This is a genomic window from Collimonas sp. OK412 (genome assembly GCF_900112135.1).
In the GTDB taxonomy this organism is placed as follows: Bacteria; Pseudomonadota; Gammaproteobacteria; order Burkholderiales; family Burkholderiaceae_D; genus Collimonas; species Collimonas rhizosphaerae.
In genome coordinates, this window is sequence record NZ_FOLC01000001.1 from 202,521 (window position 1) to 226,553 (window position 24,033).

Below are 24,033 nucleotides of genomic sequence, written 5' to 3' on the forward strand. Positions count from 1 at the left end.
GGCTCCGGCTCCCGCTCCCGCTCCCGCTCCCGCTCCCGCTACGGCTGCCTGGCTTTTAACCCTGCCTGGCGCGGATTTCCTCTATATACGCCTCGCCGTTGTTTAGCGCGGCTGGCGTCGTATGCACCGAGTAGTAGCCGAGGACAAGATCGTGCCGGTGCGGCGCCGCCGAGCCGACGACGAATTCGGTATCGGTCAGGGCCTCGAACTCCACCGCTTGATCCGACGTTTCGAATGCTGCGAAATCGCCATGCCGCAGTTCGTCGGGAACCGCTACGGCGCCCGCTGCGACAGCGCTCCACAGGACCGTGTGGCCGGCCGGCGGCTGGTAGCGCCAGCGTTCGCCGGCTTTCAGGCGCACCGCCAGGTAGTTGATCGGCGACGGCGCGGGAATCGCGCTCGATGCGGCGCCATGGCTGCCGAGCAGCACGCGCGCAGGGCCATGCGCCGGCACGTCTTCGGCTGCCTGGTAGATGCTTATGGTGGGCCCCAGTTCAAGCTCCGGCGGCAACGCTATCCACAGCTGGAAGCCGCGCGTCCGGCCCGGCTTGTCGAGCCCGCCGCCGTGCCACATGCCGCGCCCGGCCTGCATCCATTCGACGCCGCCGGCGGCCAGCACGCCGCTGGAGCCGTTCGGGTCTATATAACTGACGGCGCCTTCCGCGATGTAAGTCAGGGTGGCGATGCCGGAATGGGGATGCAAGCCGAGCTTGAAAGGCTGGCCTTCGTAGTCGAACAAGTCGAGGAACACGAATGGCTTGATGAGCTGGCCCAGGTCGGATGGGCTGACCAGGCGCGTGATGGGGCCGTGCGCCCGTCCCCGGGTACGTTTTGCAATCTGGCGCACGGCGACAGGTGCGATTTCGGGGTAAGTAGCAGAGAGAGACATTTTCTATCCTCGCAATTGTGGGTTATGTGCTTGCGCGCGCAGTCTTCAGGGCGGCAGTCCACCACAGCAGGTCGTCGATCATTTTGCCGGCGGGTTCCGCCAGTCCGGCCAGTCCGGCGTTGACATCGCCGCCCTGGAAATGCGCCCACAGGGTGGCGGCAGGGATGTGCACCGAAGTGCGGACCGGAGCCAGCTGCAGTTCAACCGCGGTCTCGCGCAGCTGCTGGACGCTGCGTATGCCGGCAGTGCCGCCGTAGCTCACGAAAGCCGCGGCCTTGCGGTTCCACTCCGGATAAACCCAGTCGATGGCGTTCTTGAGCACGGCTGAAGTGCCGTAGTTGTATTCAGGCGTGACGAACACGAAACCGTCCGAATGCGCAATGGCGGCGGTCCATTTCTGGACCACTGCGTCAGGGTACGGCGCGCGGCCCGGCATGGCCGGCGGCACCGGCTGGTCGAAGAAAGGCATCGGGAAGTCGCGCAGGTCCAGCAGCCGCGCTTCGACGCCGTCGCGCTGCCTGAGCTGATCTGCGATCCAGTGTGCAGGCTTTTCGGAAAAGCGGCCTTCGCGGGTGCTGCCGATGATGACGGAAATGATGGTCATGTGATGCTCCTTGCTGATAGTTGGGAAAAACGGCCTGCTTGCGCCACCAGGCGCTGGAGCGGGGCTGTTCCTAGTCCATTGCCTCATGCTTGGTAAAGAAGCTAGACTTGGTATAAAACTGTTACCTGGACTATTGTAGGTACTGGTGATACGCTTCACAAGAAGGCACATGACTGATACCGGAGCACATGCAAGTGACTGTCAAACTACCCGATCACAAGAGCGAAGATTGCCGCGCCATCAGTTCCGTACTGGCGCGCGTAGGCGATAAATGGAGCGTGCTGATCATCGTCCTGCTCGGCGACGGGCCAAAACGTTTCAATGAAATCAAGCGTGCCGTGGGCGGCATTTCGCAAAGAATGCTCACGCTTACGCTACGCGGACTGGAGCGGGACGGACTGGTGACGCGGACGCAGTTCCCGACAATCCCGCCGCGCGTCGACTATGAACTGACCGACCTCGGGCGTTCCTTATGGAGCGCTGTCGAACCGCTTGGCGTGTGGGCGCGAGGACATGTGGGGCACATCACCAAGGCGCGTGCCGGGTTTGATGAAAAGGCCGATTTGCAAGAATAGCGTGAGGCAGGCCGGGCCGCCTGCCGCAGGCCCATGCTCGCAAATATATGCCCGTACAAACGCAAAAGCGCAAACAAGGACTGCGGCCGCCAGCGCCGCAGTGAACCAGCCCAGCCAGTCTATGCCAGGAGATCAGCCGGTTTGCCGGAGGAACTGCAGGATAAGTGCGGCAATCTCGTCCGGCGCATCCTCCAGGCAATAATGGCCGACGCCGGCCAGTAGATGGATTGGCGCCGTCGGGAACAGCTCGCTGAATAACGGCAGGAAATGCTCCGCATGGAGCGTGCGGTCCGACGTTCCCCAGATGGCGAGCGCCGGCTTGGCGCGGATGGCAAGTTCGGCAGCTGCGCCTGGCGTCTCGAAGCGGTGCATGCCGGTGGCGAAACCCTTGGCCCAGCCGATTACGCCGAGGCAGTCGGCCGAATTGGCGAAGCGCGATCCGTAGGCGGAGAGCCAGGTGTCGGTGATCAGGGCGTGGTCCTCGAAGCCGTTCAGCTTCAGCGTGCTCAAGATGTTGAAGCCGAGCTGCCCCAACACCGGTTCCAGGCTGCCATCCTGCTCGGCTTTTGCGATCCACTGGAACCACGGCGAGGCGCCGGCATTCGCGGTCAGCCGCTCGAAAAGATCCGCCTGGCCGAACGGGACCGGGCCATTGGCCGAGACCACGCGCAGGATGCGTCCCGGATGCCTGGCAGCCAGGCCCATGCCGACCGGGCCGCCGAAATCATGCATTACGAGGGTGATATTGCGCAGGTCGAGCGCGAGGACCAAGCGTTCCAGGTTGTCGATGTGATCCTGCAGCCAGTAGCTGCGGTGCTGCGGCGTCGCGCTCTTGCCGAAACCCATGTGGTCGGGGACGATCACCCGGTGGGCGCTGCTCAGCACTGGAACCAGGTGGCGGAACAGGTAACCCCAGGTCGGTTCGCCGTGAAGGCAAAGCACCACGTCAGCCTCGCGCGGGCCCTCGTCGACATAGTGCATCTGGAAACCGGGGGCATCGGTGAAGTGTGGTGCGAACGGGAAGCTGCCGTTGAAAGTGTCGTCGGGATGGGTCATGGGGAATTTCTTTCAAAGTCGTTGGCGAGAGGAGTTCAACAGGCTGTCTCAAATGAGGCGTGCTGCGGCATCGGAATCTCCGCACACATTGGTTTCATATTGAAACCAGTTGATTTATATCAGACATGGTTTTATTATGCAACCATAAAATTCGCACATGTTTATGCGTCACTGTCTAGGAAGAGAGAGATACACAATGGTCAAGCGAACCAGCCACAAAGAGGCTAGCTGCCCGGTCGCAAGGCCGCTGGACGCGATCGGCGACTGGTGGTCGCTGCTCATCGTCCGCGATGCTTTCGACGGCTTGCGGCGCTTTGGCGAATTCCAGAAAAACCTGGGCCTGGCAAAGAACATCTTGTCTGCCCGGCTGCGTAACCTGGTGGAGCACGGCATCCTGGAAACCGTGCCGGCGTCAGACGGCAGCGCTTACCAGGAGTACGTGCTGACCGAGAAGGGGCGAGGACTTTTTCCGCTGCTGGTGGCCTTGCGGCAATGGGGCGAAGATTATTTCTTCGATCCTGACGAAGCCCATGTGAGCCTGGTCGATGTCAAGCGCGGGCAGCCGGTCCGCAGGCTGGAACTGCGGTCTCACGATGGACGCCTGCTGGGGCCGGAAGATACGGTGGTGAAGTTTTCATGATCGGGGACATGGGCAGGCAGGTCATGGACTGTCCGCCGAAATAAAAATGCCGTGTACATCAGGATGTACACGGCATTCTAAGCGGCTCGCGGATACTCACGCTAACTCATTGATTTTATTGGTCGGGGCGAGAGGATTCGAACCTCCGACCCCATGCACCCCATGCATGTACGCTACCAGGCTGCGCTACGCCCCGACAAGCCTGATATTATATCAGGGCTAGTTGCTTTGTTACTCACCGAGAACAGAGAAATTTTATAAAATTTTCCCACCGATTGTCAGGCGGATTGCGCAGCTCCTTGCCGAAACTTGCGTTTCCGGCGGGCGCTGTGCTGGTCCGGGCGGCGATCCTCACCAAAAAATCCTATGCCGATAAAAATCAGCCAGCAGTTTGACGCCGCCGCCATTGAAGTGGTGCGCGCGGATAGTCCTCAGCAAATCGAATTGAAAATCCGCAAGGATTCGCACGCGGATTTCACCCAATGGTTCTATTTCCGCCTGCAGGGCGCGCGCGATGAAGACTGCACCATCCGCTTCCTCAACGCCGGCGCCACGACCTATCCCAAGGGCTGGGAAAATTACCAGGCGGTGGCCAGCTACGACCGTGAAAACTGGTTCCGCGTGCCGACCAGCTTCGACGGCCAGGTCATGACCATCAGCCATACGCCGGACTACGACAGCGTCTATTACGCCTACTTTGAACCGTACTCCTGGGAGCGCCACCTGGCGCTGCTGGGGCAGGCCGAGCAGTCGCCGCTGGCGCGCGTGCTGGATATCGGCAGCACGGTCGACGGCCGCGACATGAATGTGCTGGTGATCGGCAATCCTGACGCTGCCAAGAAAGTCTGGGTCATCGCTCGCCAGCATCCGGGCGAGACCATGGCGGAATGGTTTGTCGAAGGCATGGTCGACGCCTTGCTGGACAGCGCCAATCCGCTGGCGACCAAGGTATTGCAGCATGCGGTGTTCTACATCGTGCCGAACATGAACCCGGACGGCTCGGTGCGCGGCAACCTGCGCACCAACGCTGCCGGCGCCAACCTGAACCGCGAGTGGATGACGCCGTCGCTGGAGCGCAGCCCTGAGGTCTATGCGGTCAAGAACAAGATCCATGAAACCGGCTGCGACCTGTTCCTCGACGTGCACGGCGACGAGGCGTTGCCGTACGTGTTTGTGGCGGGATCGGAAATGCTGGAAGACTTCAGTCCGCAGCAGGGCGCGGAGCAGCAGAAATTCATCGATGATTTCCTGCGCGCCAGCCCGGATTTCCAGGCTGAATACGGTTATGCGGCGAGCAAGTACAGCAGCGACGTGCTGACCCTGGCGTCCAAATATATCGGCCACACCTTCAAGTGCGTGTCGCTGACCCTGGAGCTGCCGTTCAAGGACAACGTCAACCTGCCGGATGCGCAGGTCGGCTGGGATGGCGCGCGCAGCGCCCGCCTGGGCGAGGTGGTGCTGCAGCCGATCTTGCGGGCGTTTGAATAACTCGCAATCTTGTTTTCCGTTGTAAAGAAGCCGGGCATGTCAGACATGCCCGGCTTTTTTCATGCAACGGCCGGCTGTCAGGCCGGTTCAGCTATCCGCGCAAAGCGCCCGCTATTGAAGTCGGCGATCGCCTGGGCGATTTCTTCCTGGCTGTTCATGACGAACGGGCCATGGCCGACGATCGCTTCATCGATCGGCTCGCCGCTCAGCACCAGCACCACGGCGTCGTTGTTGGCTTCGATATCGACGCTGTTGCCATCGTTGTCGAGCAACACCATTTGCGCTTCACGCGCCACGGTTTCGCCGTTGACCAGCACGGTTCCGCGCAGCACCACCAGGGCCGAATGCCAGCCGGCGGGCAGCGACAGCCTGGTGCTGCCGCCCTGGTTCAGGCGCATGTCCCACACGTTCATCGGCGTGAAGGTATGGGCCGGACCTGCCTGGCCGTCGAACTCGCCGGCGATCACGCGCACGCTGCCGGCGCCGCCGGGCAGGGCCACGGCCGGGATGTCGCGGTCGGCGATGGCTTGGTAGCCGGGCGCCGTCATCTTGTCCTTGGCCGGCAGGTTCACCCACAGCTGCACCATTTCCAGCGTGCCGCCGGAGCGGGTGAAGGCTTCCGAGTGGAACTCCTGGTGCAGGATGCCGCTGCCGGCGGTCATCCATTGCACGTCGCCGGGACCGATCACGCCGCCGCGGCCGGTCGAGTCGCGGTGCTCCACTTCGCCCTTGTAGACGATCGTCACGGTTTCGAAGCCGCGATGCGGATGCGAACCGACGCCGCGTGGGCGAGTGGCCGGGCGGAACTCGGCAGGGCCGGCGTAATCGAGCAGCAGGAACGGGCTCAGCTGCTTGCCGTGGCTGGTGTAAGAGAACATCGAGCGAGCAGGAAAACCGTCGCCGACCCAATGTTGGCGAGGTGCGCTGTAGACGCCGAGGACTTTTTTCATGAACGACTCCTTGTGTAGGCAACAAAATTTGTTGCTGGTAGTAGATTAATACAGGGACAATGCGAGCGGTAGTATGTAAAATCGGTCATCAGCGTCCTATTTGGTGAACGATGAGGTATTTATGCAAGGCTTGCCATGCAGGATTTGAACGATCTCTATTATTACGTCCAGGTGGTCGACCACGGCGGTTTTGCACCGGCAGGGCGGGCCCTGGGCATGCCGAAATCCAAGCTGAGCCGGCGCCTGCTGCTGCTCGAGGAGCGGCTGGGCGTGCGGCTGGTCCAGCGCACCACCCGGCAGTTTTCCGTGACTGAAGTCGGGCAGTCTTATTACGAACATTGCAAGGCGATGCTGGTGGAAGCCGACGCCGCGCAGGACGCCATCGAGCTGACCCGCGGCGAGCCGCGCGGCGTCGTTCGGCTGACTTGCCCGGTGGCGTTGCTGCATGCGCATGTGGATGTGATGCTGGCCGATTTCATGACAGCCAATCCGCGCGTGACGGTATTGCTGGAAGCGACCAACCGCCGGGTCGATGTCGTTGCTGAAGCGGTGGATATCGCGATCCGGGTGCGGCCGCCGCCGATTCCCGACAGCGACCTGGTGCTGCGGGTGCTGGCTGACCGCAGCCAGTGCCTGGTCGCCAGCCCGCTATTGCTGAAGAGCCGGCAGCTGCCGATGTCGCCTGCCGACCTGAGCAGCTGGCCGAGCCTGGGCCTGGGGACGGCGCAGCAAAACCATGTCTGGACCCTGTACGGGCCGGACGGCGCCCAGGCCGCGATCCATCACACGCCGCGTTTTGTCACCGGCGACATGGTGGCCTTGCTGCGGGCGGCGGTGGCCGGCGTCGGCATCGTGCAGCTGCCGACCATGATGATCCGCGAACAGGTGGCGCAAGGCACGCTGCTGCATGTGCTGGACGACTGGCGGCCGCGGCCTGAGATCATCCATGTGGTGTTCCCGTCGCGGCGCGGCCTGCTGCCGCTGGTGCGGACTTTGATCGATTACCTGGTGCAGCGTTTCCAGGCTTTGAAAGAAGACTAAGCCGGCCTGGACGAGCGTTGCGGATTGCTTCCGGTTTAGTGGAAGTGCGCCGAGCCGCCGGGCGGCGTGTCGTCAGGCATTTCCGGATGCACCAGGTCGCCTTCGCGGTCCGGGTAGAGCGGAGTGCCGCAATCATCGCAAAATTCCATCGCAAACAGTTCTGCATGGCGCTGGATGTCATCGATGCCGCATTCGCGCAGCAGGCTCAGGATCTGTTCCAGCGGCGTTTCCGGCTCGGCGCTGGCGGCGTCGCTGTCGCTGGCGCGGCTGACGATTTCTTCGTTGGCTTCTTCCGGGCCGTACAGCGGCCACACTACACCGTAGATCACTTCGTTGGTCTGGCCCAGCGAGAAGCCGATGCGGTACTCGTCAACCCGGCCGCTTTCCGGCTGTTCGCTGAAACGGCCGATGCTGGCGTGCAGGTCTTTGGAGGCGATGTCGAGCGTATGCGACAGGTAGTAGCTGGCGGCGCGCAGGGAAGCGGGGCGGATCTGCAGGTCGGCTTCGCGGCAGGCGGCGAAATACGCTTCCGGCAGCAACAGCTGGATGCCGCAGCCCGGCAGCAGGCGCGTCATGTTGGGCGTGACCTGGTTGCGCCATTGTTCCAGCGCCTGCTCCTTGTCGGCGGCGATGTGGCCGACCTGGCCATGCATCATTTGCCAGCGGAACAGCGGCATGCCGCTGGGCGCCACCAGTGCTGCCAGCAGGTAGCGGGTGTCTGCCAGGAACGGCGCGGTCTGCGGCTGGTCGGCGGGACTGCGCACCGGCGCCGCGGTCAGCGCCGCGTGCGACAGCTGCTGCAGCAGGGCGAAGGTTTCGCTGTGGCTGCGCGGCAGCTGGTCGATCGCATACAGCGTCGGCACGATGGCGGTCATGACTTCCGGCGCCAGGATATGGGCGTGCAGATGGGCGCCGAGGGTCAGCATGACGTCGCTTGGAATCGGTCCTGAACCGATCGAAAAGCGGGTCCATGCCAGCAGCGGGATGCCGACCAGCAGGCAGTCGTACTGCTGGCCCTGGTAGTCGATGGTGCTCGATTCGCTGCAGGCTTCGACCACGTCCATCAAGGCATCGTAGGCGTCGGGCTGGGCCGGGAACAGCTGTTCCAGCGCACCGTCGATGGGTTCCTGGTGGCGCGCCTTGAAATGCTTGTTGAGCAAGGCTTCAATCTCGCGTTCCCATGCGCGCTCCTCAAGACGGCTGGAGGCTTGTATCAATGCTTGCGCCAGCTCGGCCAGGCGATGGCTGTCGGCGGAAGATTTACGGGAAGGTTTTTTTGACGGACGGCGCATAGTGGATAGAGTAAGGGCTGACAACACAAAGTCAATGTCTTACTGCGCGACCGTAGCGGATGCTCGCATCCAATGCCCGGCAACCGAGATGCTCACATATCCTCGCTGGATATGCTCCGCTGTTCTGCGCTGCCTTCTGGCCTACGACCGCTTGCTGTGAGTTTTTCTGGGACTCAAAGGCAGGAAGACTGCTAGCTTCTATTGTAGTGGATTTAACGCCATGTGGAATAACTACCTTGGATAACCGTGCATCCGTCCAGAAATGAAAAAACGCCGGTCTGGCCGGCGTTTTGAGGTACTTCCGACTGCCTGTCCGCCGCCGGTACAGATGGCGGCGGGCAGGGCGGTTGTTATGCTGCCAGCAACTGGCGCAGCACGAACGGCAGGATGCCGCCGTGTTTGTAGTAGTCGACTTCGATCGGCGTATCGATACGCAGCAGGACCTTGACTTCCTTGGTTTCGCCATCGGCGCGATGGATCACCAGGGTAGCGTCTTGCTGCGGCTTGATTTCGCCGTCGATGCCCTTCAGGTCGAACGTCTCGTTGCCGGTGATGCCGAGGGTCTGGACGCTGTCCGTGCCGAGGAACTGCAAAGGCAAGACGCCCATGCCGACCAGGTTGGAGCGGTGGATACGCTCGAACGAACGCGCAAACACGGCCTTCACGCCCAGCAGCTGGGTACCCTTGGCTGCCCAGTCGCGCGAGGAGCCTGTGCCGTACTCTTCGCCGGCAAACACCATGGTCGGCACGCCGTCGCTGACGTACTGCATGGCGGCGTCATAGATCGAGGTCTGTTCGCCGCTTGGCTGTTGCAGCGTGATGCCGCCTTCAACCCGGGAACCGTCCGGTGTCGCAGGAATCATCAGGTTCTTGATGCGGACGTTGGCGAAGGTGCCGCGCATCATGATTTCGTGGTTGCCGCGGCGCGAGCCGTAGGAGTTGAAGTCAGCCTTCAGCACGCCGTTGGCGATCAGCCACTTGCCGGCCGGGCTCGATTCCTTGATGGAACCGGCTGGCGAGATGTGGTCGGTGGTGATTGAATCGCCGAACACGCCCAGTGCGCGGGCGCCGGTGATGCCGGTCGCTGCTGCCTTCGGCACCATGGTGAAATCCTGGAAGAACGGTGGTTCAGCGATGTAGGTCGATTTCGGCCAGTTGTAGACTTCGCCGCCGGCGACGCCCTTGATGGCTTCCCACAGCTTGCCTGGTGCGCCCTTGACGTCAGCGTAGTTGGCCTTGAAGGTCTTGGCGTTCATCGCGAACTTCATCAGCTTGGCGACTTCTTGCGAGGTCGGCCAGATGTCGCCCAGGTAAATGTCCCGAACTTTTCCATCCTTGCCCTTGCCCTTGCCGACAGGCTCGGTCATCAGGTCGCGCGTCATGTTGCCGGCGATCGCGTAAGCGACGACCAGCGGTGGCGAGGCCAGGAAATTGGAACGGATGTTCGGATGGATCCGTGCTTCGAAGTTGCGGTTGCCCGACAACACGGCCGATGCCACCACGTCGTTCTTGACGATGGCTTCGTTCATGGCCGGCGTCAGGTCGCCGGCGTTGCCGATACAGGTGGTGCAGCCGTAGGCAGTAACGCCGAAGCCGAGTTTTTCCAGGTACGGCAGCAGGCCGGCTGCTTCCAGGTATTCGGTGACGACGCGCGAGCCAGGGGCCAGCGAAGTCTTGATGTGGGCAGGAACCTTGAGGCCGGCCTCGACTGCTTTCTTGGCCAGCAAACCAGCCGCCAGCATGACGCTAGGGTTGGACGTGTTGGTGCAGGAAGTGATGGCGGCAATCAGCACATCGCCGTTTTGCAGCTTGACGCCGTCGGCGTTGGTGTAGGTCGCATCCAGGTCTTCCACTTTCTTGTTGAAGCCGTTTTCTGCGATAGGCTTGCTGAACAGTTCTGCGAAGTTGGCTTTGACGTTGCCGATTTCGATACGGTCTTGCGGACGCTTAGGGCCTGCCAGCGAAGGCGCGACGGTAGCCAGGTCGAGTTCGACCACGGTGGTGTAGTCGATATCGCCGGCCTTTGGAATGCCGTACAGGTTTTGGGCCTTGAAATAGCCAGCAAACGCGTCGATTTCGGCTTTGCTGCGGCCGGTGCCTTCGAAGTATTCGATGGTCGCGTCGTCGACCGGGAAGAAGCCCATGGTGGCGCCGTATTCAGGCGCCATGTTGGCGATCGTGGCGCGGTCGGTCAGGCTCAGCGAGGCAGTGCCTTCGCCGAAGAATTCGACAAACTTGCCGACAACCTTGGCTTTGCGCAGCAGTTCGGTGATGGTCAGCACCAGGTCGGTGGCGGTGACGCCTTCGCGCAGCTGGCCGGTGAGGTTGACGCCGACGACGTCAGGTGTCAGGAAGTAGACCGGCTGGCCCAGCATGCCGGCTTCCGCCTCGATGCCGCCGACGCCCCAGCCGACTACGCCGATGCCGTTGATCATGGTGGTGTGCGAGTCAGTGCCGACCAGGGTGTCCGGGTAATACACCGAATCCTTCTGGTGGACGCCGCGCGCCAGGTATTCCAGGTTGACCTGGTGGACGATGCCGAAGCCGGGAGGCACGACGCCGAAGGTGTCGAATGCCTGCATGCCCCATTTCATGAACTGGTAGCGCTCGTTGTTGCGCTGGAATTCCAGTTTCATGTTGAGGTCGAGCGCTTTCTTTTCACGGAAATGGTCGATCTGCACCGAGTGGTCAACCACCAGGTCGACCGGCACCAGCGGCTCGATGTTCTTGGCGTTCTTGCCGAGCGAGGCGGCAACGTTGCGCATCGCGGCCAGGTCGGCCAGCAGCGGCACGCCGGTAAAGTCTTGCAGCACCACGCGCGCCACCACGAACGGGATTTCGTCGGTGCGGGCAGCAGTCGCGCCCCAGCTAGCCAGCTGCTTGACGTGTTCTTCGGTAACCTTCTTGCCGTCGCAGTTGCGCAGTACGGATTCCAGCACGATACGGATCGACACCGGCAGGCGCGAGATGTTGACGCCGAGTTTTTTCTCCAGCGCAGGCAAGGAATAGAACTTGCCTTTCTTGGAGGCGGAAATCTTGAATTCCTTGAGTGTGTTCAACGTGTTGCGGGACATGATTTCTCCTGGGTTTTCAGTTTAATTACAAGCTATGTGCCGGATCAACAGGTGCGGCAGCCGGCATGGATTCTTGCGCTGCCGATTTGCATTCGTTCGCCAGTTGATGTCCTGTTTTTGAATCAAGCAAAATGCCCTTGGCCGGGATGCCGATCCAGAGCAGGCCGTATTTGCGGTTTTCAAAGCGGTTGGCGCCGGTGGTGGTCGGCACGCGCGACAGGCGGTGCAGGGTTTTGCCCCAGCGTAGTGCGATGTGCTTGTCGTCTTCAGCGTTGGTGAAAATTGTCAGGCTGTTGCCGAGCTCGCATTTGTAATCGACCGAAACTGCAGTCTTGACGTCCGGCGTGCCTTCATCTTCGCCGTCGTCGGCTTCTGCCGGCGCTGCTTTTGCCGCCGGCTTCTTGGCGGATTTCTTGACGGTTTTCTTGGCGCTGGTCTGGGCTTGCACCTGCGGTGCTGCAACTGCCAGGCTGGCGCACAGCAAAACTAAAATAGACAGACTCTTTTTCATTTCCATTGCTCCATGATGCATCCCGCTGTCTTGGCAACGCGGGGCGCGGTTATAACAAAGTTATTGCATTTTCAGGTAGTGCGACGCCGTTGTTTTTTGCCCGCTGCAGAACACCCCAGTAATAACGGTAACTGGCGCGGTCGTGCAGCGTGCCCTCGTGTTGTATCGGTCCCCAGTCCGCCTGCCGGGCGGCAAGCAGGATCTGTGCCGCGGCGGCTATTTCCGACTGCGGCGGGGTGAATGCGTTCAAGATCGGCCTGATCTGCTGCGGATGGATGCTCCACATGCGGGTATAGCCGAATTCGCCGGCGGCGCGGCCGGCATCGGCAGCGGCGCTGGCGCTGTCCTTGATGTCTGTGGTGACGTTATGTGAAGGCACCTTGCCGTGCGCATGGCAGGCCGCGGCGATTTCCAGCTTGGCGCGGGTGACCAGCGGATGGCTGAACTGCGCCGGCGAGCGCATCGCTGCGCTGGGAATGGCGCCGTAATGCGCCGAAACGAAATCCATGATGCCGAACGACAGCGACTGCACCTGGGGCAGGGCGGCGATGGCGAACACGTCGGCCAGGGCGCCGTGGGTTTCAATCAAGACATGGACCGGCAACGCCTGCCGTCCGGCCTGGCTGCTGTGGTGCTCTATCAGGGCGATGGCGGCGCTGACTTCGGCCAGGCTCTCGGCCTTGGGCAGCATCAGGTAAGCCAGCCGGCGCGCTGCGCCCTTGCAGATGATCTCTACGTCTTGTTCGAAAAAAGCGCTGCCGCTGTCGTGCACGCGCGCGCCGATGCGCTCAAAGCGGTTGTCGGCGCCGGCGATGACGGCAGCGACCAGTTGTGCGTGTGCTGCTTCGTTGCCGGCGCTGGCGCCGTCTTCGCAGTCGAGTGTGATGTCGAATACCGGACCCAGCTCCTGCTGCAGGGCGACCGACTTACGCATGAGCTTTTCAGCGCCGGCGTAATGATCGCAGACCGGTAGCGAGACCGGCTGCTGCTTGCCTAGGAATAAGACCTGGGTAGGATGCATTGCGACTTTTTGTTGGGTGTGGCGGTAAAGAATTCTAAATTCTGTATTCAAGCGCTGCATGGCAATGGCAGTGTTGCCATGCAGGTGCTGCGGGTGTGCGTGCCTGAGGGGATTAGCCGACCAGGTGTTTCACGCCGTCACGCTCTTCTTGCAGTTCTTTCAGCGTGATGTTGATGCGCTCTTGCGAGAAGGCGTCGATTTCCAGGCCCTGGACGATTTTGTATTCGCCGTTTTCGGTGGTGACTGGGAAACCGAACATGGTGCCTTCAGGAATTCCGTAGGAACCGTCCGACGGCACGCCCATGGTAGTCCACTTGCCGTTGGTGCCGAGCACCCAGTCGCGGACGTGGTCGATCGCAGCGTTGGCGGCCGATGCTGCCGACGACAGGCCGCGCGCTTCGATGATCGCCGCGCCGCGCTTGCCGACGGTCGGCAGGAACACGTCCTTGTTCCAGACCTGGTCGTTGATCAGGTCCTTGACCGATGCGCCGTCGGCTGTCGCGTAGCGGTAGTCGGCGTACATGGTTGGCGAGTGGTTGCCCCAGACGAACAGCTTTTCGATGCTGGCGACCGGCTTGCCGATCTTGGCCGCAACTTGCGACAGGGCGCGGTTGTGGTCCAGGCGCAGCATCGCGGTGAAGTTCTTGGCCGGCAGGTTAGGCGCCGATTTCATGGCGATGTAGGCATTGGTGTTGGCCGGATTGCCGACCACCAGCACCTTGACGTTGCGCGAAGCAACGGCGTCCAGCGCCTTGCCTTGCACCGTGAAGATCTGGGCGTTGGCTTCCAGCAGGTCCTTGCGTTCCATGCCTGGGCCGCGCGGGCGGGCGCCGACCAGCAGGGCGACGTCGACATCCTTGAATGCGGTCAGCGGATCGCTGTGGGCAGTGATGCCGGCAAGCAGCGGGAAAGCGCAATCGTCGACTTCCATGATCACGCCCTTCAGCGCTTTTTGTGCTTTTTCGTCAGGGATTTCCAGCAGTTGCAGGATGACCGGCTGGTCTTTGCCAAGCAGGTCGCCGTTGGCGATGCGGAACAGCAGGGAATAACCGATTTGACCAGCGGCGCCGGTAACGGCAACGCGCAGAGGGGACTTAGCCATGTTGAATCTCCAGAGAGAGTTAAAAATATTTGCGGGACAGAGCCGCCCGGGTAGGGTTTAGGAGCCACCGCAGCGTGGCGAATCACACTACTCGTGCAGCTCTGTCCTCAACCGTTCAAATAGAAGGGTTAAATAACAAAAATCCTTGCAAACGGAAAGCGGAGACTTAGCAACGCAGCCTCTAATGATACCGGCGAAAGCCGCGTGCGTCAGTTTGTTTCGCTTTGAGCAGGGAGCCGGAATTTGCGGCTTGCATCTCTTGCATGAAACGCGATTTGAGCGCGGCGATAGCCGTCAGTCAGTGCTTATGCCCGCGAGTTTAGGCCTGGCAACATGGTATGTCAATCAATATCTTATGTCTTATATAAGACATATCATTGCGTATTTTTTGCTGGACGACAATGGGTGTTTTATGGTGAAATCTGAGCTTATGAGTTCCATCCCGCCCAATGTGAGCAGTGACCCCGCCAGCCAGAGCGCTGCTGTTCCCGCATCTCCCTCAGCATCGTCCCCGACCTTCAGTCCCCTCTACCAGCAGATCAAGGCGCTGATCATGCAGCGCCTGCAATCCGGCGAGTGGAAGCCGGGCGAACTGATCCCTAGCGAAGTAGAGCTCGGCAACCGTTTCAAGGTCAGCCAGGGCACGGTGCGCAAGGCGATCGACGAGCTGGCCGCGGAAAACCTGCTGGTGCGGCGCCAGGGCAAGGGCACGTTTGTCGCCACGCATCACGAAGCGCGCTCGCAGTTCCGTTTCCTGCGCCTGATGCCGGACAGCGACCAGCCGCAAGTTACCGATAAAAAAGTCATCGAGCTGAAGCGCCTGCGCGCACCGGCGGAAATCGCGCGCCTGCTCGGCATGAAGTCGGGCGACTCGGTGGTGTATGTCAAGCGCGTCATGGCGTTCGACGGCGTGCCGACCATACTCGAAGAGCTGTGGCTGCCGGGCGCGCTGTTCAAGGCCCTGACGCTGGAGCGCCTGGTGGAATACAAGGGGCCGATGTACGGCCTGTTTGAAACCGAATTCGGCACGCGCATGATCCGCGCCACCGAGCAGATCCGCGCCGCCAGCGCCGACGCCGACGCGGCGCAGTTGCTGGCGGTGGAAAAGTCATCGCCTTTGTTGTGCGTGGAGCGTGTGTCTTTCACTTATGGCGACAAGCCGGTGGAAGTGCGGCGCGGCTTGTATGTAACCAATCGTCATCACTACCAGAACGAGCTGAGCTGAGCAGCGGTGGCGCGCCGGCTCCCTGTCGATACCGACGACTGGTGGCAAAATGGCAAAGCATCAGGATGAGCGCCGGTGATTATTCGCAATATTGAATAATAACTATTGGTGTGCTGCACAAAAATCGGCGAAAATTGCGGGATTGCGCTTTTGTCGCAAATTTTTAAACTGAGGAGAACCCTGTCATGTCTGAAGCCGCGAAACCCAATCGGCCACAGTTTCGTAATATAAACATTACTCAAATTGTCGGTTACCGCTTGCCGCTGGCAGGCATTATTTCGATTTTGCATCGCATTAGTGGCTTGTTGATGTTTTTGCTCTTGCCTTTTATCTTGTTCATGCTGGATAAAAGCCTGGTATCTGAAAGTTCTTTCGAATACTTCAAAGGCTTTACGTCGAACTGGTTCGTAAAGCTTGTCATCCTGGCCCTGTCCTGGGCTTACCTGCATCACTTCTGCGCTGGCATCCGCCATCTCGTCATGGATAACCACATCGGCCTGGACAAGGACAGCGCACGCAAGTCGGCTGCCGGTGTCCTGATCGTCAGCGTGCCGCTGGCGCTGATCGTTGCATTGAAACTGTTTGGAGCATTCTGATGGCTGATAACAATATTGGCGGCAAGCGCCTGGTAGTAGGCGCGCATTACGGTTTGCGCGACTGGCTGGCTCAGCGCGTCACCGCCATCGTCATGGCGGTTTATACCGTCATCCTGCTGATTTCTTTCCTGACCGCCAGCAACTTCAGCTATGAAGGCTGGGCGGGCCTGTTTTCGCACCAGTGGTTCAAGCTCGCTACCTTCGTGACGCTGATGGCGCTGTTTTTCCATGCATGGATCGGCGTGCGTGATGTCTGGATGGATTACGTCAAGCCGGTCGCCGTGCGCCTGGTCTTGCAAGTTGCCACAATCCTGTGGTTGGTCGGTTGTGCCGGATGGGCGGCGCAGATTTTGTGGAGAGTGTAATCGTGGCAGCTATTAAATCCACAATTCCTACACGCCGCTTTGATGCGGTAATCGTTGGGGCCGGTGGTTCCGGTATGCGTGCTTCGCTGCAGTTGGCGGAAGCTGGTTTGAATGTTGCAGTCTTGTCGAAAGTATTTCCTACCCGTTCGCACACGGTTGCGGCGCAGGGCGGCATCGGCGCCTCGCTCGGCAACATGTCCGAGGACAGCTGGTACTGGCACATGTTTGACACCGTCAAGGGCTCCGATTACCTGGGCGACCAGGATGCGATCGAGTTCATGTGCCGTGAAGCGCCAAAGGCCGTGTATGAGCTGGAGCATTTCGGCATGCCGTTCGATCGCAACGCCGACGGCACCATTTACCAGCGTCCGTTCGGCGGCCACTCGGCCAACTTCGGCGAAAAACCGGTAGCGCGCGCCTGCGCCGCTGCCGACCGCACCGGCCATGCGTTGCTGCACACGCTGTACCAGCGCAATGTGCGCGCCAAGACCCACTTCTTCGTTGAGTGGATGGCGATCGACCTGGTGCGCGATGCGGAAGGCGACGTCATCGGCGTCGTGGCGCTTGAAATGGAAACCGGCGATGTCATGATCCTGGAAGCCAAGACCACTGTCATGGCTACCGGCGGTGCAGGGCGCATCTGGGCCGCTTCCACCAATGCCTTCATCAATACCGGCGACGGCATGGGCATGGCTGCACGGGCCGGCCTGCCACTGGAAGACATGGAGTTCTGGCAGTTCCACCCGACCGGCGTGGCCGGCGCGGGTGTGCTGATCACTGAAGGCGTGCGCGGCGAAGGCGGTATCCTGATCAACGCCAACGGCGAGCGTTTCATGGAGCGTTATGCGCCAACCCTGAAAGACCTGGCGCCGCGCGACTTCGTGTCGCGTTCGATGGACCAGGAAATCAAGGAAGGCCGCGGCTGCGGTCCGCACAAGGATCACGTGATGCTGGACCTGCGCCACATCGGCGCCGAAACCATCATGAAGCGCCTGCCGTCGATCCTGGAGATCGGCCACAAGTTCGCCAACGTCGATGCCTTGAAAGAACCGATCCCGGTCGTGCCTACCATCCACTATCAAATGGGCGGTATCCCGACCAATGTGTATGGCCAGGTAGTGGTGCCGAAGAACGGCATCCCGAACGCGGTAGTCAACGGCTTGTACGCCATCGGCGAGTGCGCCTGCGTCTCGGTGCACGGCGCCAACCGCCTGGGCACCAACTCGCTGCTGGACCTGGTGGTGTTCGGCCGCGCGGCGGGCAATCACATTGTCGACAGCAAGCTCAAGGAACGCAGCAACAAGCCGTTGCCGGCGGATGCAGCCGACGTCGCCCTGGCGCGCCTGGCCAAGCTGGAAACCAGCACCGGTTCCGAGCGCGTGCAAGACGTGGCCGGCGATATCCGCAAGACCATGCAGCACTATTGCGGCGTGTTCCGTACGGATGAACTGCTGCAGCAGGGCTACAAGGAAATCATGGTGCTCGACGAGCGGCGCAAGCATGTTTCGTTCAAGGACAAGTCCAAGGTCTTCAACACCGCGCGTGTCGAAGCGCTGGAACTGGACAACCTGATCGAAACCGCCAAGGCCACCATTACTTCCGCTGCAGCCCGCAAGGAATCGCGCGGCGCTCACGCGCATCGCGATTATGAAAAGCGTGATGACGAAAACTGGATGAAGCATACCTTGTGGTATTCCGAAGGTAATCGTCTCGACTACAAGCCAGTGATCACCAAACCGCTGACAGTTGATACGTTCAAGCCAAAGCCACGCACATTCTGATTTGTCGCGGCAGGGCGGTGCGCCACCTCGCGGTGGCCCGCAACTCTGCCGCACAATTAATAAAAAGGTATAGCCATGTCATCACGTACTTTGAAATTTAAAATCTACCGTTACGATCCTGATAAGGACGCCAAGCCTTACATGCAGGACCTGACGGTAGAGCTGCTGCCAACCGACAAGATGCTGCTGGATGCTTTGCAGCGCATCAAGGCCGACGTCGACGATTCGCTGGCGCTGCGCCGCTCCTGCCGCGAAGGCGTGTGCGGTTCCGACGCCATGAACATCAACGGCAAGAACGGCCTGGCCTGCACCACCAACCTGAACGAACTGACCGAGCCCATCATCCTCAAGCCGCTGCCGGGCCTGCCGGTGATCCGCGACCTGATCGTCGACATGACGCAGTTCTTCAAGCAATACGAATCGATCAAGCCGTTCCTGATCAACGACAACATCCCGCCGGAAAAAGAGCGCCTGCAATCACCGGAACAGCGCGAAGAGCTGGATGGCCTGTACGAGTGCATCCTGTGCGCATGCTGTTCGACTTCCTGCCCGTCGTTCTGGTGGAACCCGGACAAGTTCGTCGGCCCGGCCGGCTTGCTGCAAGCTTACCGCTTCATCGCCGACAGCCGCGACGAAGCCACCGGCGCGCGCCTGGACAACCTGGAAGATCCGTATCGCCTGTTCCGCTGCCGTTCGATCATGAACTGCGTGGATGTCTGTCCGAAGGGCTTGAACCCTAACGCAGCGATCGGCAAGATCAAGGAACTGATGGTCCGCCGAGCAGTGTAGAAGAGAGTAAGCAGGGCGGCGAGACTTCCGAGTCTTCCCGCCCTTGTCGTTGCGGCAGTTTTAGAACTGTCCGTCGAAAGCGCCGAATGGCGATATCAAATAGAATAAGTGGGTTCCATGTCTATCATCCATCAAGCCGATCCTGCCAACCGAGCCCGCCTGCGCTGGCGTGCGCGACGCGGCCTGCTTGAAAACGACCTGATACTCACGCGTTTCCTGGATGCAAACGAAGCCAGCATGACGGACGACGATGTCGACGCTTTTTCGCGTTTGATGGAGCTGTCCGACAATGAACTAATGGATTTGCTGCTGGTCCGTAAAGAACCGGACGGCTTGCTGGATTTGCCGCAAGTGCATGCCCTGTTAGCCAGAATACGCACTGCTTAAGCCTGTATCTTCGCTGGCGGCGACGGCCGCGGAAGAGGTTGTCCAGCTTGCAGGCGCGTCTTTTGTTTTTTTGATTTAGAGTCACCTTTTGATTGAGGGAAGAGCCATGACCACCGCTGATACAAAAGCCACGCTATCGTTTTCCGATGGCAGTCCATCCGTAGAATTTCCTATTTACAAGGGCACCGTCGGCCCCGAAGTCATCGATATCCGCAAGCTGTACGGCGCTACCGGCAAATTCACCTACGACCCGGGTTTCATGTCGACCGCGGCGTGCAATTCATCGATCACCTACATCGACGGCGACAAGGGCGAGCTGCTGTACCGCGGTTACCCGATCGAGCAGCTGGCGGTCAATTGCGACTTCCTGGAAACCTGCTACCTGCTGCTGAACGGCGAATTGCCGACTGCAGCTGAAAAGGCGAAATTCGACGCCACCGTGACCCAGCACACCATGGTGCACGAGCAGATGCAATTCTTCTTCCGCGGTTTCCGCCGCGATGCGCATCCGATGGCCGTGCTGGTCGGCACCGTCGGCGCCTTGTCGTCGTTCTACCATGACTCGCTGGACATCACCGATCCGCGCCACCGCGAAGTGTCGGCCATCCGCCTGATCGCCAAGCTGCCGACCCTGGTCGCCATGGCCTACAAGTACAACGTCGGCCAGCCTTTCGTCTACCCGCGCAACGAACTGTCGTACAGTGCCAACTTCATGCACATGATGTTCTCGACTCCGTGCGAAGAATACAAGGTCAACGACGTGCTGGTGCGCGCGCTGGACCGTATCCTGACCTTGCACGCCGACCACGAGCAGAATGCATCGACCTCGACCGTGCGCCTGGCCGGTTCCAGCGGCGCCAATCCGTTCGCCTGTATCGCTGCCGGCATCGCTTGCCTGTGGGGTCCTGCCCACGGCGGCGCCAATGAAGCAGCGCTCAACATGCTGAAGGAAATCGGGTCGGTCGACAAGATTCCTGAATTCATCGCCAAGGTGAAAGACAAGAATTCCGGCGTCAAGCTGATGGGTTTCGGTCACCGCGTCTACAAGAATTTCGACCCGCGCGCCAAGCTGATGCGTGAAACCTGCTACGAAGTGCTGAACGAACTTGGCCTGCATGACGACCCGCTGTTCAAGCTGGCGATGGCTTTGGAAAAAGTCGCGCTGGAAGACGAATACTTCGTTTCCCGCAAGCTGTATCCGAACGTCGACTTCTACTCCGGCATCGTGCAGTCGGCGCTGGGCATCCCGACCTCGCTGTTCACCGGTATCTTCGCCATGGCGCGCACCGTAGGCTGGATCGCGCAATGGAATGAAATGATTTCCGATCCGGAACAGAAAATCGGCCGTCCGCGCCAGCTGTTCGTCGGTTCGCAGACCCGTGACGTGCCGCCAATCGAAAAACGCGGCTAAGCCGGGCGTGAACGGGCAATAGCAACACAAAAACAGCGAATCCCCGGATTCGCTGTTTGCGTTTGTGCAGGTTATGCTATGCTCTTGTTCTGTGCCGTGTCATGCGGCCGGAAGCAGTGAGAAATGGTGGTAGAAACGGTGGTAGAAACGGGTAGTAAAAGGTAGCAAAAAACACGTGGTAAACGTGTTTTGAAGGGCAGGCAGCACCCGAATTTAGAAAAAAGCAGTTGGCAGCAAAGAACACAGCAATAGAGCCCTTCCCCACAACTTGATGTGCAATCCGCTAACCGGTCAGGCCGTGTCGCGGAAGGTTATGTTAACCCGCTAATCTCGCGAAACGCGAAGAAAGGTGAGCAAGATGATGCAACAATACCGCTCTAATTCTTATCTCTTCGGAGGTAATGCACCGTACATTGAAGAGCTGTACGAGTCATACCTCGACAATCCCGGTTCAGTTGCCGACAACTGGCGTGCTTATTTCGACGCCATGCAGCACGTGCCAGCCGTCGACGGCACCGACAAACCTGACGTAGGCCACGCTTCCGTCATCGCCTCGTTTGCCGAGCGCGCCAAACACGGTCCTATCCGCACCATCTCCGCTTCAGCCGACGCTGAAATGGGCCGCAAGCGTGTTGCTGCAACCCAATTGATCGCCGCCTACCGCTACCTCGGTTCACGCTGGGCCAACCTGGATCCGCTGCAACGCCAGGAACGCTCCGTGCTGCCTGAACTGGAGCCAAGTTTCTACGGTTTCACCGATGCTGACATGGACATCGTGTTCAACATCAGCAACACCTACTTCGGCACTGAAACCGCTACGCTGCGCGACCTGCTCAATTCGCTGCGCGACACGTACTGCCGTTCGATCGGTACCGAATACATGTACATCAGCGATCCGACTGAAAAGCGCTGGATGCAAGAGCGCCTGGAGTCGACCCGTTCGGCGCCGGTATTCACCGCCGAGAAGAAAAAGCACATCCTCGATCGCCTGACCGCGGCCGAAGGCCTGGAGCGCTACCTGCACACCCGTTATGTCGGCCAGAAGCGTTTCTCGCTGGAGGGCGGCGAAAGCTTCATCGTGTCGCTGGATGAAACCATCCAGCGCGCCGGCGAAAAGGGTATCCAGGAAATCGTGATCGGCATGGCCCACCGCGGCCGCCTGAACGTGCTGGTCAACACCCTGGGCAAGATGCCGCAGGAACTGTTCGCCGAATTCGAAGGCAAGCACGCCGACGACCTGCCGGCCGGCGACGTCAAGTATCACCAAGGTTTCTCGTCCGACATCACCAGCCCAGGCGGCCCGGTGCATCTGTCGCTGGCGTTCAACCCGTCGCATCTGGAAATCGTCAACCCGGTGGTTGAAGGTTCGGTCAAGGCCCGCATGGAACGCCGCGGCGATGCCGACGGTTCGCAAGTGCTGCCGATCCTGGTGCACGGCGACGCCGCATTTGCCGGCCAGGGCGTCGTGATGGAAACCCTGAACCTGGCGCAGACACGCGGCTACGGCACGGGCGGCACGGTGCATATCGTGATCAACAACCAGATCGGCTTCACGACTTCCGATCCGCGCGATTCGCGTTCTACGCTGTACTGCTCGGACGTGGTCAAGATGATCGAAGCGCCGGTGCTGCACGTCAACGGCGACGATCCTGAAGCGGTGGTGTACGCGACCCAGATCGCGCTCGACTACCGTATCGAGTTCAAGAAAGATATCGTGGTCGATATCATCTGCTTCCGCAAACTGGGCCACAACGAGCAAGATACGCCGGCGCTGACCCAGCCGCTGATGTACAAGAAGATCGGCCAGCATCCAGGCACCCGCAAGCTGTATGCGGACAAGCTGGTGGCGCAAGGCACGATTGGCGCCGACGACGGCGACGCCATGGTCAAGGCATTCCGCGATGCAATGGACGCCGGCAAGCACACCATCGATCCGGTCATCACCAACTTCAAGAGCAAATACGCGGTCGACTGGCTGCCGTTCCTGAACCGCAAGTGGACCGACGCCGCCGACACTTCGGTGCCGGTGACCGAACTGAAGCGCCTGGCTGCGCGCATCACTACCGTGCCGGAAAACTTCAAGGTCCACGCGCTGGTCGAAAAAGTACTGAACGACCGCGCCGCCATGGGCCGCGGCGAACTCAACCTCGACTGGGGCATGGGCGAGCACCTGGCCTACGCATCGCTGGTGTCGTCGGGTTATGCGATCCGCCTGACCGGCCAGGACGCCGGCCGCGGCACGTTTGTCCACCGCCACGCCGTGCTGCATGACCAGAACCGCGAACGCTGGGATGCCGGCAGCTATATTCCGCTGCAAAACATCTCCGACCAGCAGGCGCCGTTCAAGGTGATCGACTCGGTCCTGTCGGAAGAAGCGGTGCTCGGTTTCGAATACGGTTATTCCACCGCGGAGCCAAACACGCTGACGATCTGGGAAGCGCAGTTCGGCGACTTCGCCAACGGCGCGCAAGTCGTGATCGACCAGTTCATCAGCTCCGGCGAAGTGAAGTGGGGCCGTGCTTCGGGCCTGGTCATGATGCTGCCGCACGGTTACGAAGGCCAGGGTCCGGAACACTCGTCGGCACGCCTGGAACGTTACCTGCAGCTGTGCGCTGACAACAACATGCAAGTGGTGCAGCCGACTACCGCCGCGCAGATTTTCCACCTGCTGCGCCGCCAGATGATCCGCCTGTTCCGCAAGCCGCTGGTGATCATGACGCCGAAGTCGCTGTTGCGTAACAAGGATGCCGGTTCGCCGTTGTCCGACTTCACCAAGGGCAGTTTCCAGACCGTGATCGGCGAAGTCGACGACAAGATCGATCCTAAAAAGGTCAAGCGCGTCATCGCCTGTTCCGGCAAGGTGTATTACGACCTGGTCAACGCACGCAAGGAACGCGGCCAGACCGACGTCGCAATCATCCGCCTGGAACAGCTGTATCCATTCCCGCACAAGGCGTTTGCCGCCGAGTTGAAGCAGTTCCCGAACTTCAACGAGCTGGTATGGACCCAGGACGAGCCGCAGAACCAAGGCGCATGGCTGCAGATCCAACACAATATTTTTGAAAACCTGGACGAAGGCCAGAAACTTGCCTATGCAGGCCGTCCAGCCAGCGCATCGCCAGCGGTCGGTTACTACGACAAGCACTATGCGCAGCAAAAAGCGTTGCTGGACACAGCATTTTCCAAGCTCAAAGGCTTTGTTCTTACAAAATAATCGATGACTGGGCACGCCATGC

Annotated in this window: 21 protein-coding genes and 1 tRNA gene; 12 read left to right on the forward strand and 10 right to left on the reverse strand. The window is 60.3% G+C overall.

The window, feature by feature from the left end; translation table 11 throughout:
* Positions 1–55: 55 nt before the first annotated feature.
* Together BM062_RS00775 and BM062_RS00780 are read right to left on the reverse strand one after the other, a co-directional pair.
* On the reverse strand, positions 56–889 hold the full coding sequence (locus BM062_RS00775; protein ID WP_092392100.1) for a pirin family protein: 834 nt from the start codon (positions 887–889) through the stop codon (positions 56–58).
* A 22-nt stretch (positions 890–911) separates the two neighbouring features.
* Positions 912–1,493, reverse strand: a complete 582-nt coding sequence (locus BM062_RS00780; protein WP_092392102.1) for an NADPH-dependent FMN reductase — start codon at positions 1,491–1,493, stop codon at positions 912–914.
* Positions 1,494–1,681: 188 nt separating this feature from the next.
* Between BM062_RS00780 and BM062_RS00785 the strand changes: the two genes are divergently transcribed.
* Positions 1,682–2,068, forward strand: a complete 387-nt coding sequence (locus BM062_RS00785) for a winged helix-turn-helix transcriptional regulator (protein ID WP_092392104.1) — start codon at positions 1,682–1,684, stop codon at positions 2,066–2,068.
* 132 nt (positions 2,069–2,200) lie between these two features.
* On the opposite strand, the gene BM062_RS00790 is transcribed toward BM062_RS00785, so the two are convergent.
* Positions 2,201–3,124 carry an alpha/beta fold hydrolase gene (locus BM062_RS00790; protein ID WP_092392106.1) on the reverse strand — a complete coding sequence of 308 codons (924 nt, stop codon included), beginning with the start codon at positions 3,122–3,124 and terminating at the stop codon, positions 2,201–2,203.
* Between the two features lie 196 nt (positions 3,125–3,320).
* Between BM062_RS00790 and BM062_RS00795 the strand changes: the two genes are divergently transcribed.
* Positions 3,321–3,764 (forward strand): winged helix-turn-helix transcriptional regulator, encoded by a 444-nt coding sequence (locus BM062_RS00795; RefSeq protein ID WP_092392108.1) that lies wholly within the window; start codon positions 3,321–3,323, stop codon positions 3,762–3,764.
* A 119-nt stretch (positions 3,765–3,883) separates the two neighbouring features.
* Here BM062_RS00795 and BM062_RS00800 read toward each other — a convergent pair.
* Positions 3,884–3,960, reverse strand: a tRNA-Pro gene (locus BM062_RS00800).
* Positions 3,961–4,130: 170 nt separating this feature from the next.
* Between BM062_RS00800 and BM062_RS00805 the strand changes: the two genes are divergently transcribed.
* Positions 4,131–5,252, forward strand: a complete 1,122-nt coding sequence (locus BM062_RS00805; RefSeq protein ID WP_092392110.1) for a M14 family metallopeptidase — start codon at positions 4,131–4,133, stop codon at positions 5,250–5,252.
* A gap of 77 nt (positions 5,253–5,329) precedes the next feature.
* Here the strand turns inward: BM062_RS00805 and BM062_RS00810 are convergent, their stop codons facing one another.
* Positions 5,330–6,202 (reverse strand): pirin family protein, encoded by an 873-nt coding sequence (locus BM062_RS00810; protein ID WP_092392112.1) that lies wholly within the window; start codon positions 6,200–6,202, stop codon positions 5,330–5,332.
* Between the two features lie 135 nt (positions 6,203–6,337).
* Between BM062_RS00810 and BM062_RS00815 the strand changes: the two genes are divergently transcribed.
* Entirely contained in the window at positions 6,338–7,243 is a 906-nt protein-coding gene (locus tag BM062_RS00815; protein WP_092392114.1) for a LysR family transcriptional regulator, read from the forward strand.
* Positions 7,244–7,278: 35 nt separating this feature from the next.
* On the opposite strand, the gene BM062_RS00820 is transcribed toward BM062_RS00815, so the two are convergent.
* The 5 genes from BM062_RS00820 to BM062_RS00840 form a co-directional block, all read right to left on the reverse strand.
* Complete coding sequence (locus BM062_RS00820) at positions 7,279–8,535, reverse strand: DUF2863 family protein (protein ID WP_092392116.1); 1,257 nt, start codon at positions 8,533–8,535, stop codon at positions 7,279–7,281.
* A 350-nt stretch (positions 8,536–8,885) separates the two neighbouring features.
* Positions 8,886–11,609 (reverse strand): aconitate hydratase AcnA, encoded by a 2,724-nt coding sequence (gene acnA, locus BM062_RS00825; protein ID WP_092392118.1) that lies wholly within the window; start codon positions 11,607–11,609, stop codon positions 8,886–8,888.
* A gap of 25 nt (positions 11,610–11,634) precedes the next feature.
* A complete protein-coding gene (locus BM062_RS00830) occupies positions 11,635–12,120 on the reverse strand; it encodes a hypothetical protein (protein WP_092392696.1) in 486 nt (161 codons plus the stop codon).
* 49 nt (positions 12,121–12,169) lie between these two features.
* Entirely contained in the window at positions 12,170–13,141 is a 972-nt protein-coding gene (locus BM062_RS00835) for an HpcH/HpaI aldolase/citrate lyase family protein (RefSeq protein ID WP_092392120.1), read from the reverse strand.
* 112 nt (positions 13,142–13,253) lie between these two features.
* Positions 13,254–14,243 (reverse strand): malate dehydrogenase, encoded by a 990-nt coding sequence (locus tag BM062_RS00840; protein WP_014005729.1) that lies wholly within the window; start codon positions 14,241–14,243, stop codon positions 13,254–13,256.
* A 430-nt stretch (positions 14,244–14,673) separates the two neighbouring features.
* Here BM062_RS00840 and BM062_RS00845 point away from each other — a divergent pair, with 430 nt between their 5' ends.
* From BM062_RS00845 to BM062_RS00880, 8 genes are all read left to right on the forward strand, one after another.
* The gene (locus tag BM062_RS00845; RefSeq protein ID WP_175500836.1) at positions 14,674–15,468 is read left to right on the forward strand and encodes a GntR family transcriptional regulator; all 795 of its coding nucleotides are present in this window, start codon (positions 14,674–14,676) and stop codon (positions 15,466–15,468) included.
* A 185-nt stretch (positions 15,469–15,653) separates the two neighbouring features.
* Positions 15,654–16,064 (forward strand): succinate dehydrogenase, cytochrome b556 subunit, encoded by a 411-nt coding sequence (gene sdhC, locus BM062_RS00850; RefSeq protein WP_092392123.1) that lies wholly within the window; start codon positions 15,654–15,656, stop codon positions 16,062–16,064.
* Complete coding sequence (gene sdhD / locus BM062_RS00855; RefSeq protein WP_092392125.1) at positions 16,064–16,429, forward strand: succinate dehydrogenase, hydrophobic membrane anchor protein; 366 nt, start codon at positions 16,064–16,066, stop codon at positions 16,427–16,429. The genes sdhC and sdhD overlap by 1 nt, the downstream gene beginning before the upstream one ends.
* Positions 16,430–16,431: 2 nt before the next feature.
* Complete coding sequence (gene sdhA, locus BM062_RS00860) at positions 16,432–18,210, forward strand: succinate dehydrogenase flavoprotein subunit (RefSeq protein ID WP_061542296.1); 1,779 nt, start codon at positions 16,432–16,434, stop codon at positions 18,208–18,210.
* A gap of 75 nt (positions 18,211–18,285) precedes the next feature.
* Complete coding sequence (locus BM062_RS00865; protein ID WP_092392127.1) at positions 18,286–18,999, forward strand: succinate dehydrogenase iron-sulfur subunit; 714 nt, start codon at positions 18,286–18,288, stop codon at positions 18,997–18,999.
* A gap of 117 nt (positions 19,000–19,116) precedes the next feature.
* Positions 19,117–19,386, forward strand: a complete 270-nt coding sequence (locus BM062_RS00870) for an FAD assembly factor SdhE (RefSeq protein ID WP_061539807.1) — start codon at positions 19,117–19,119, stop codon at positions 19,384–19,386.
* Positions 19,387–19,492: 106 nt separating this feature from the next.
* Positions 19,493–20,797 (forward strand): citrate synthase, encoded by a 1,305-nt coding sequence (gltA, locus tag BM062_RS00875; RefSeq protein ID WP_092392129.1) that lies wholly within the window; start codon positions 19,493–19,495, stop codon positions 20,795–20,797.
* Positions 20,798–21,155: 358 nt separating this feature from the next.
* Positions 21,156–24,011, forward strand: coding sequence for a 2-oxoglutarate dehydrogenase E1 component (locus tag BM062_RS00880; RefSeq protein WP_092392131.1), 2,856 nt, complete (start codon positions 21,156–21,158; stop codon positions 24,009–24,011).
* The last annotated feature ends 22 nt before the right edge of the window (positions 24,012–24,033 follow it).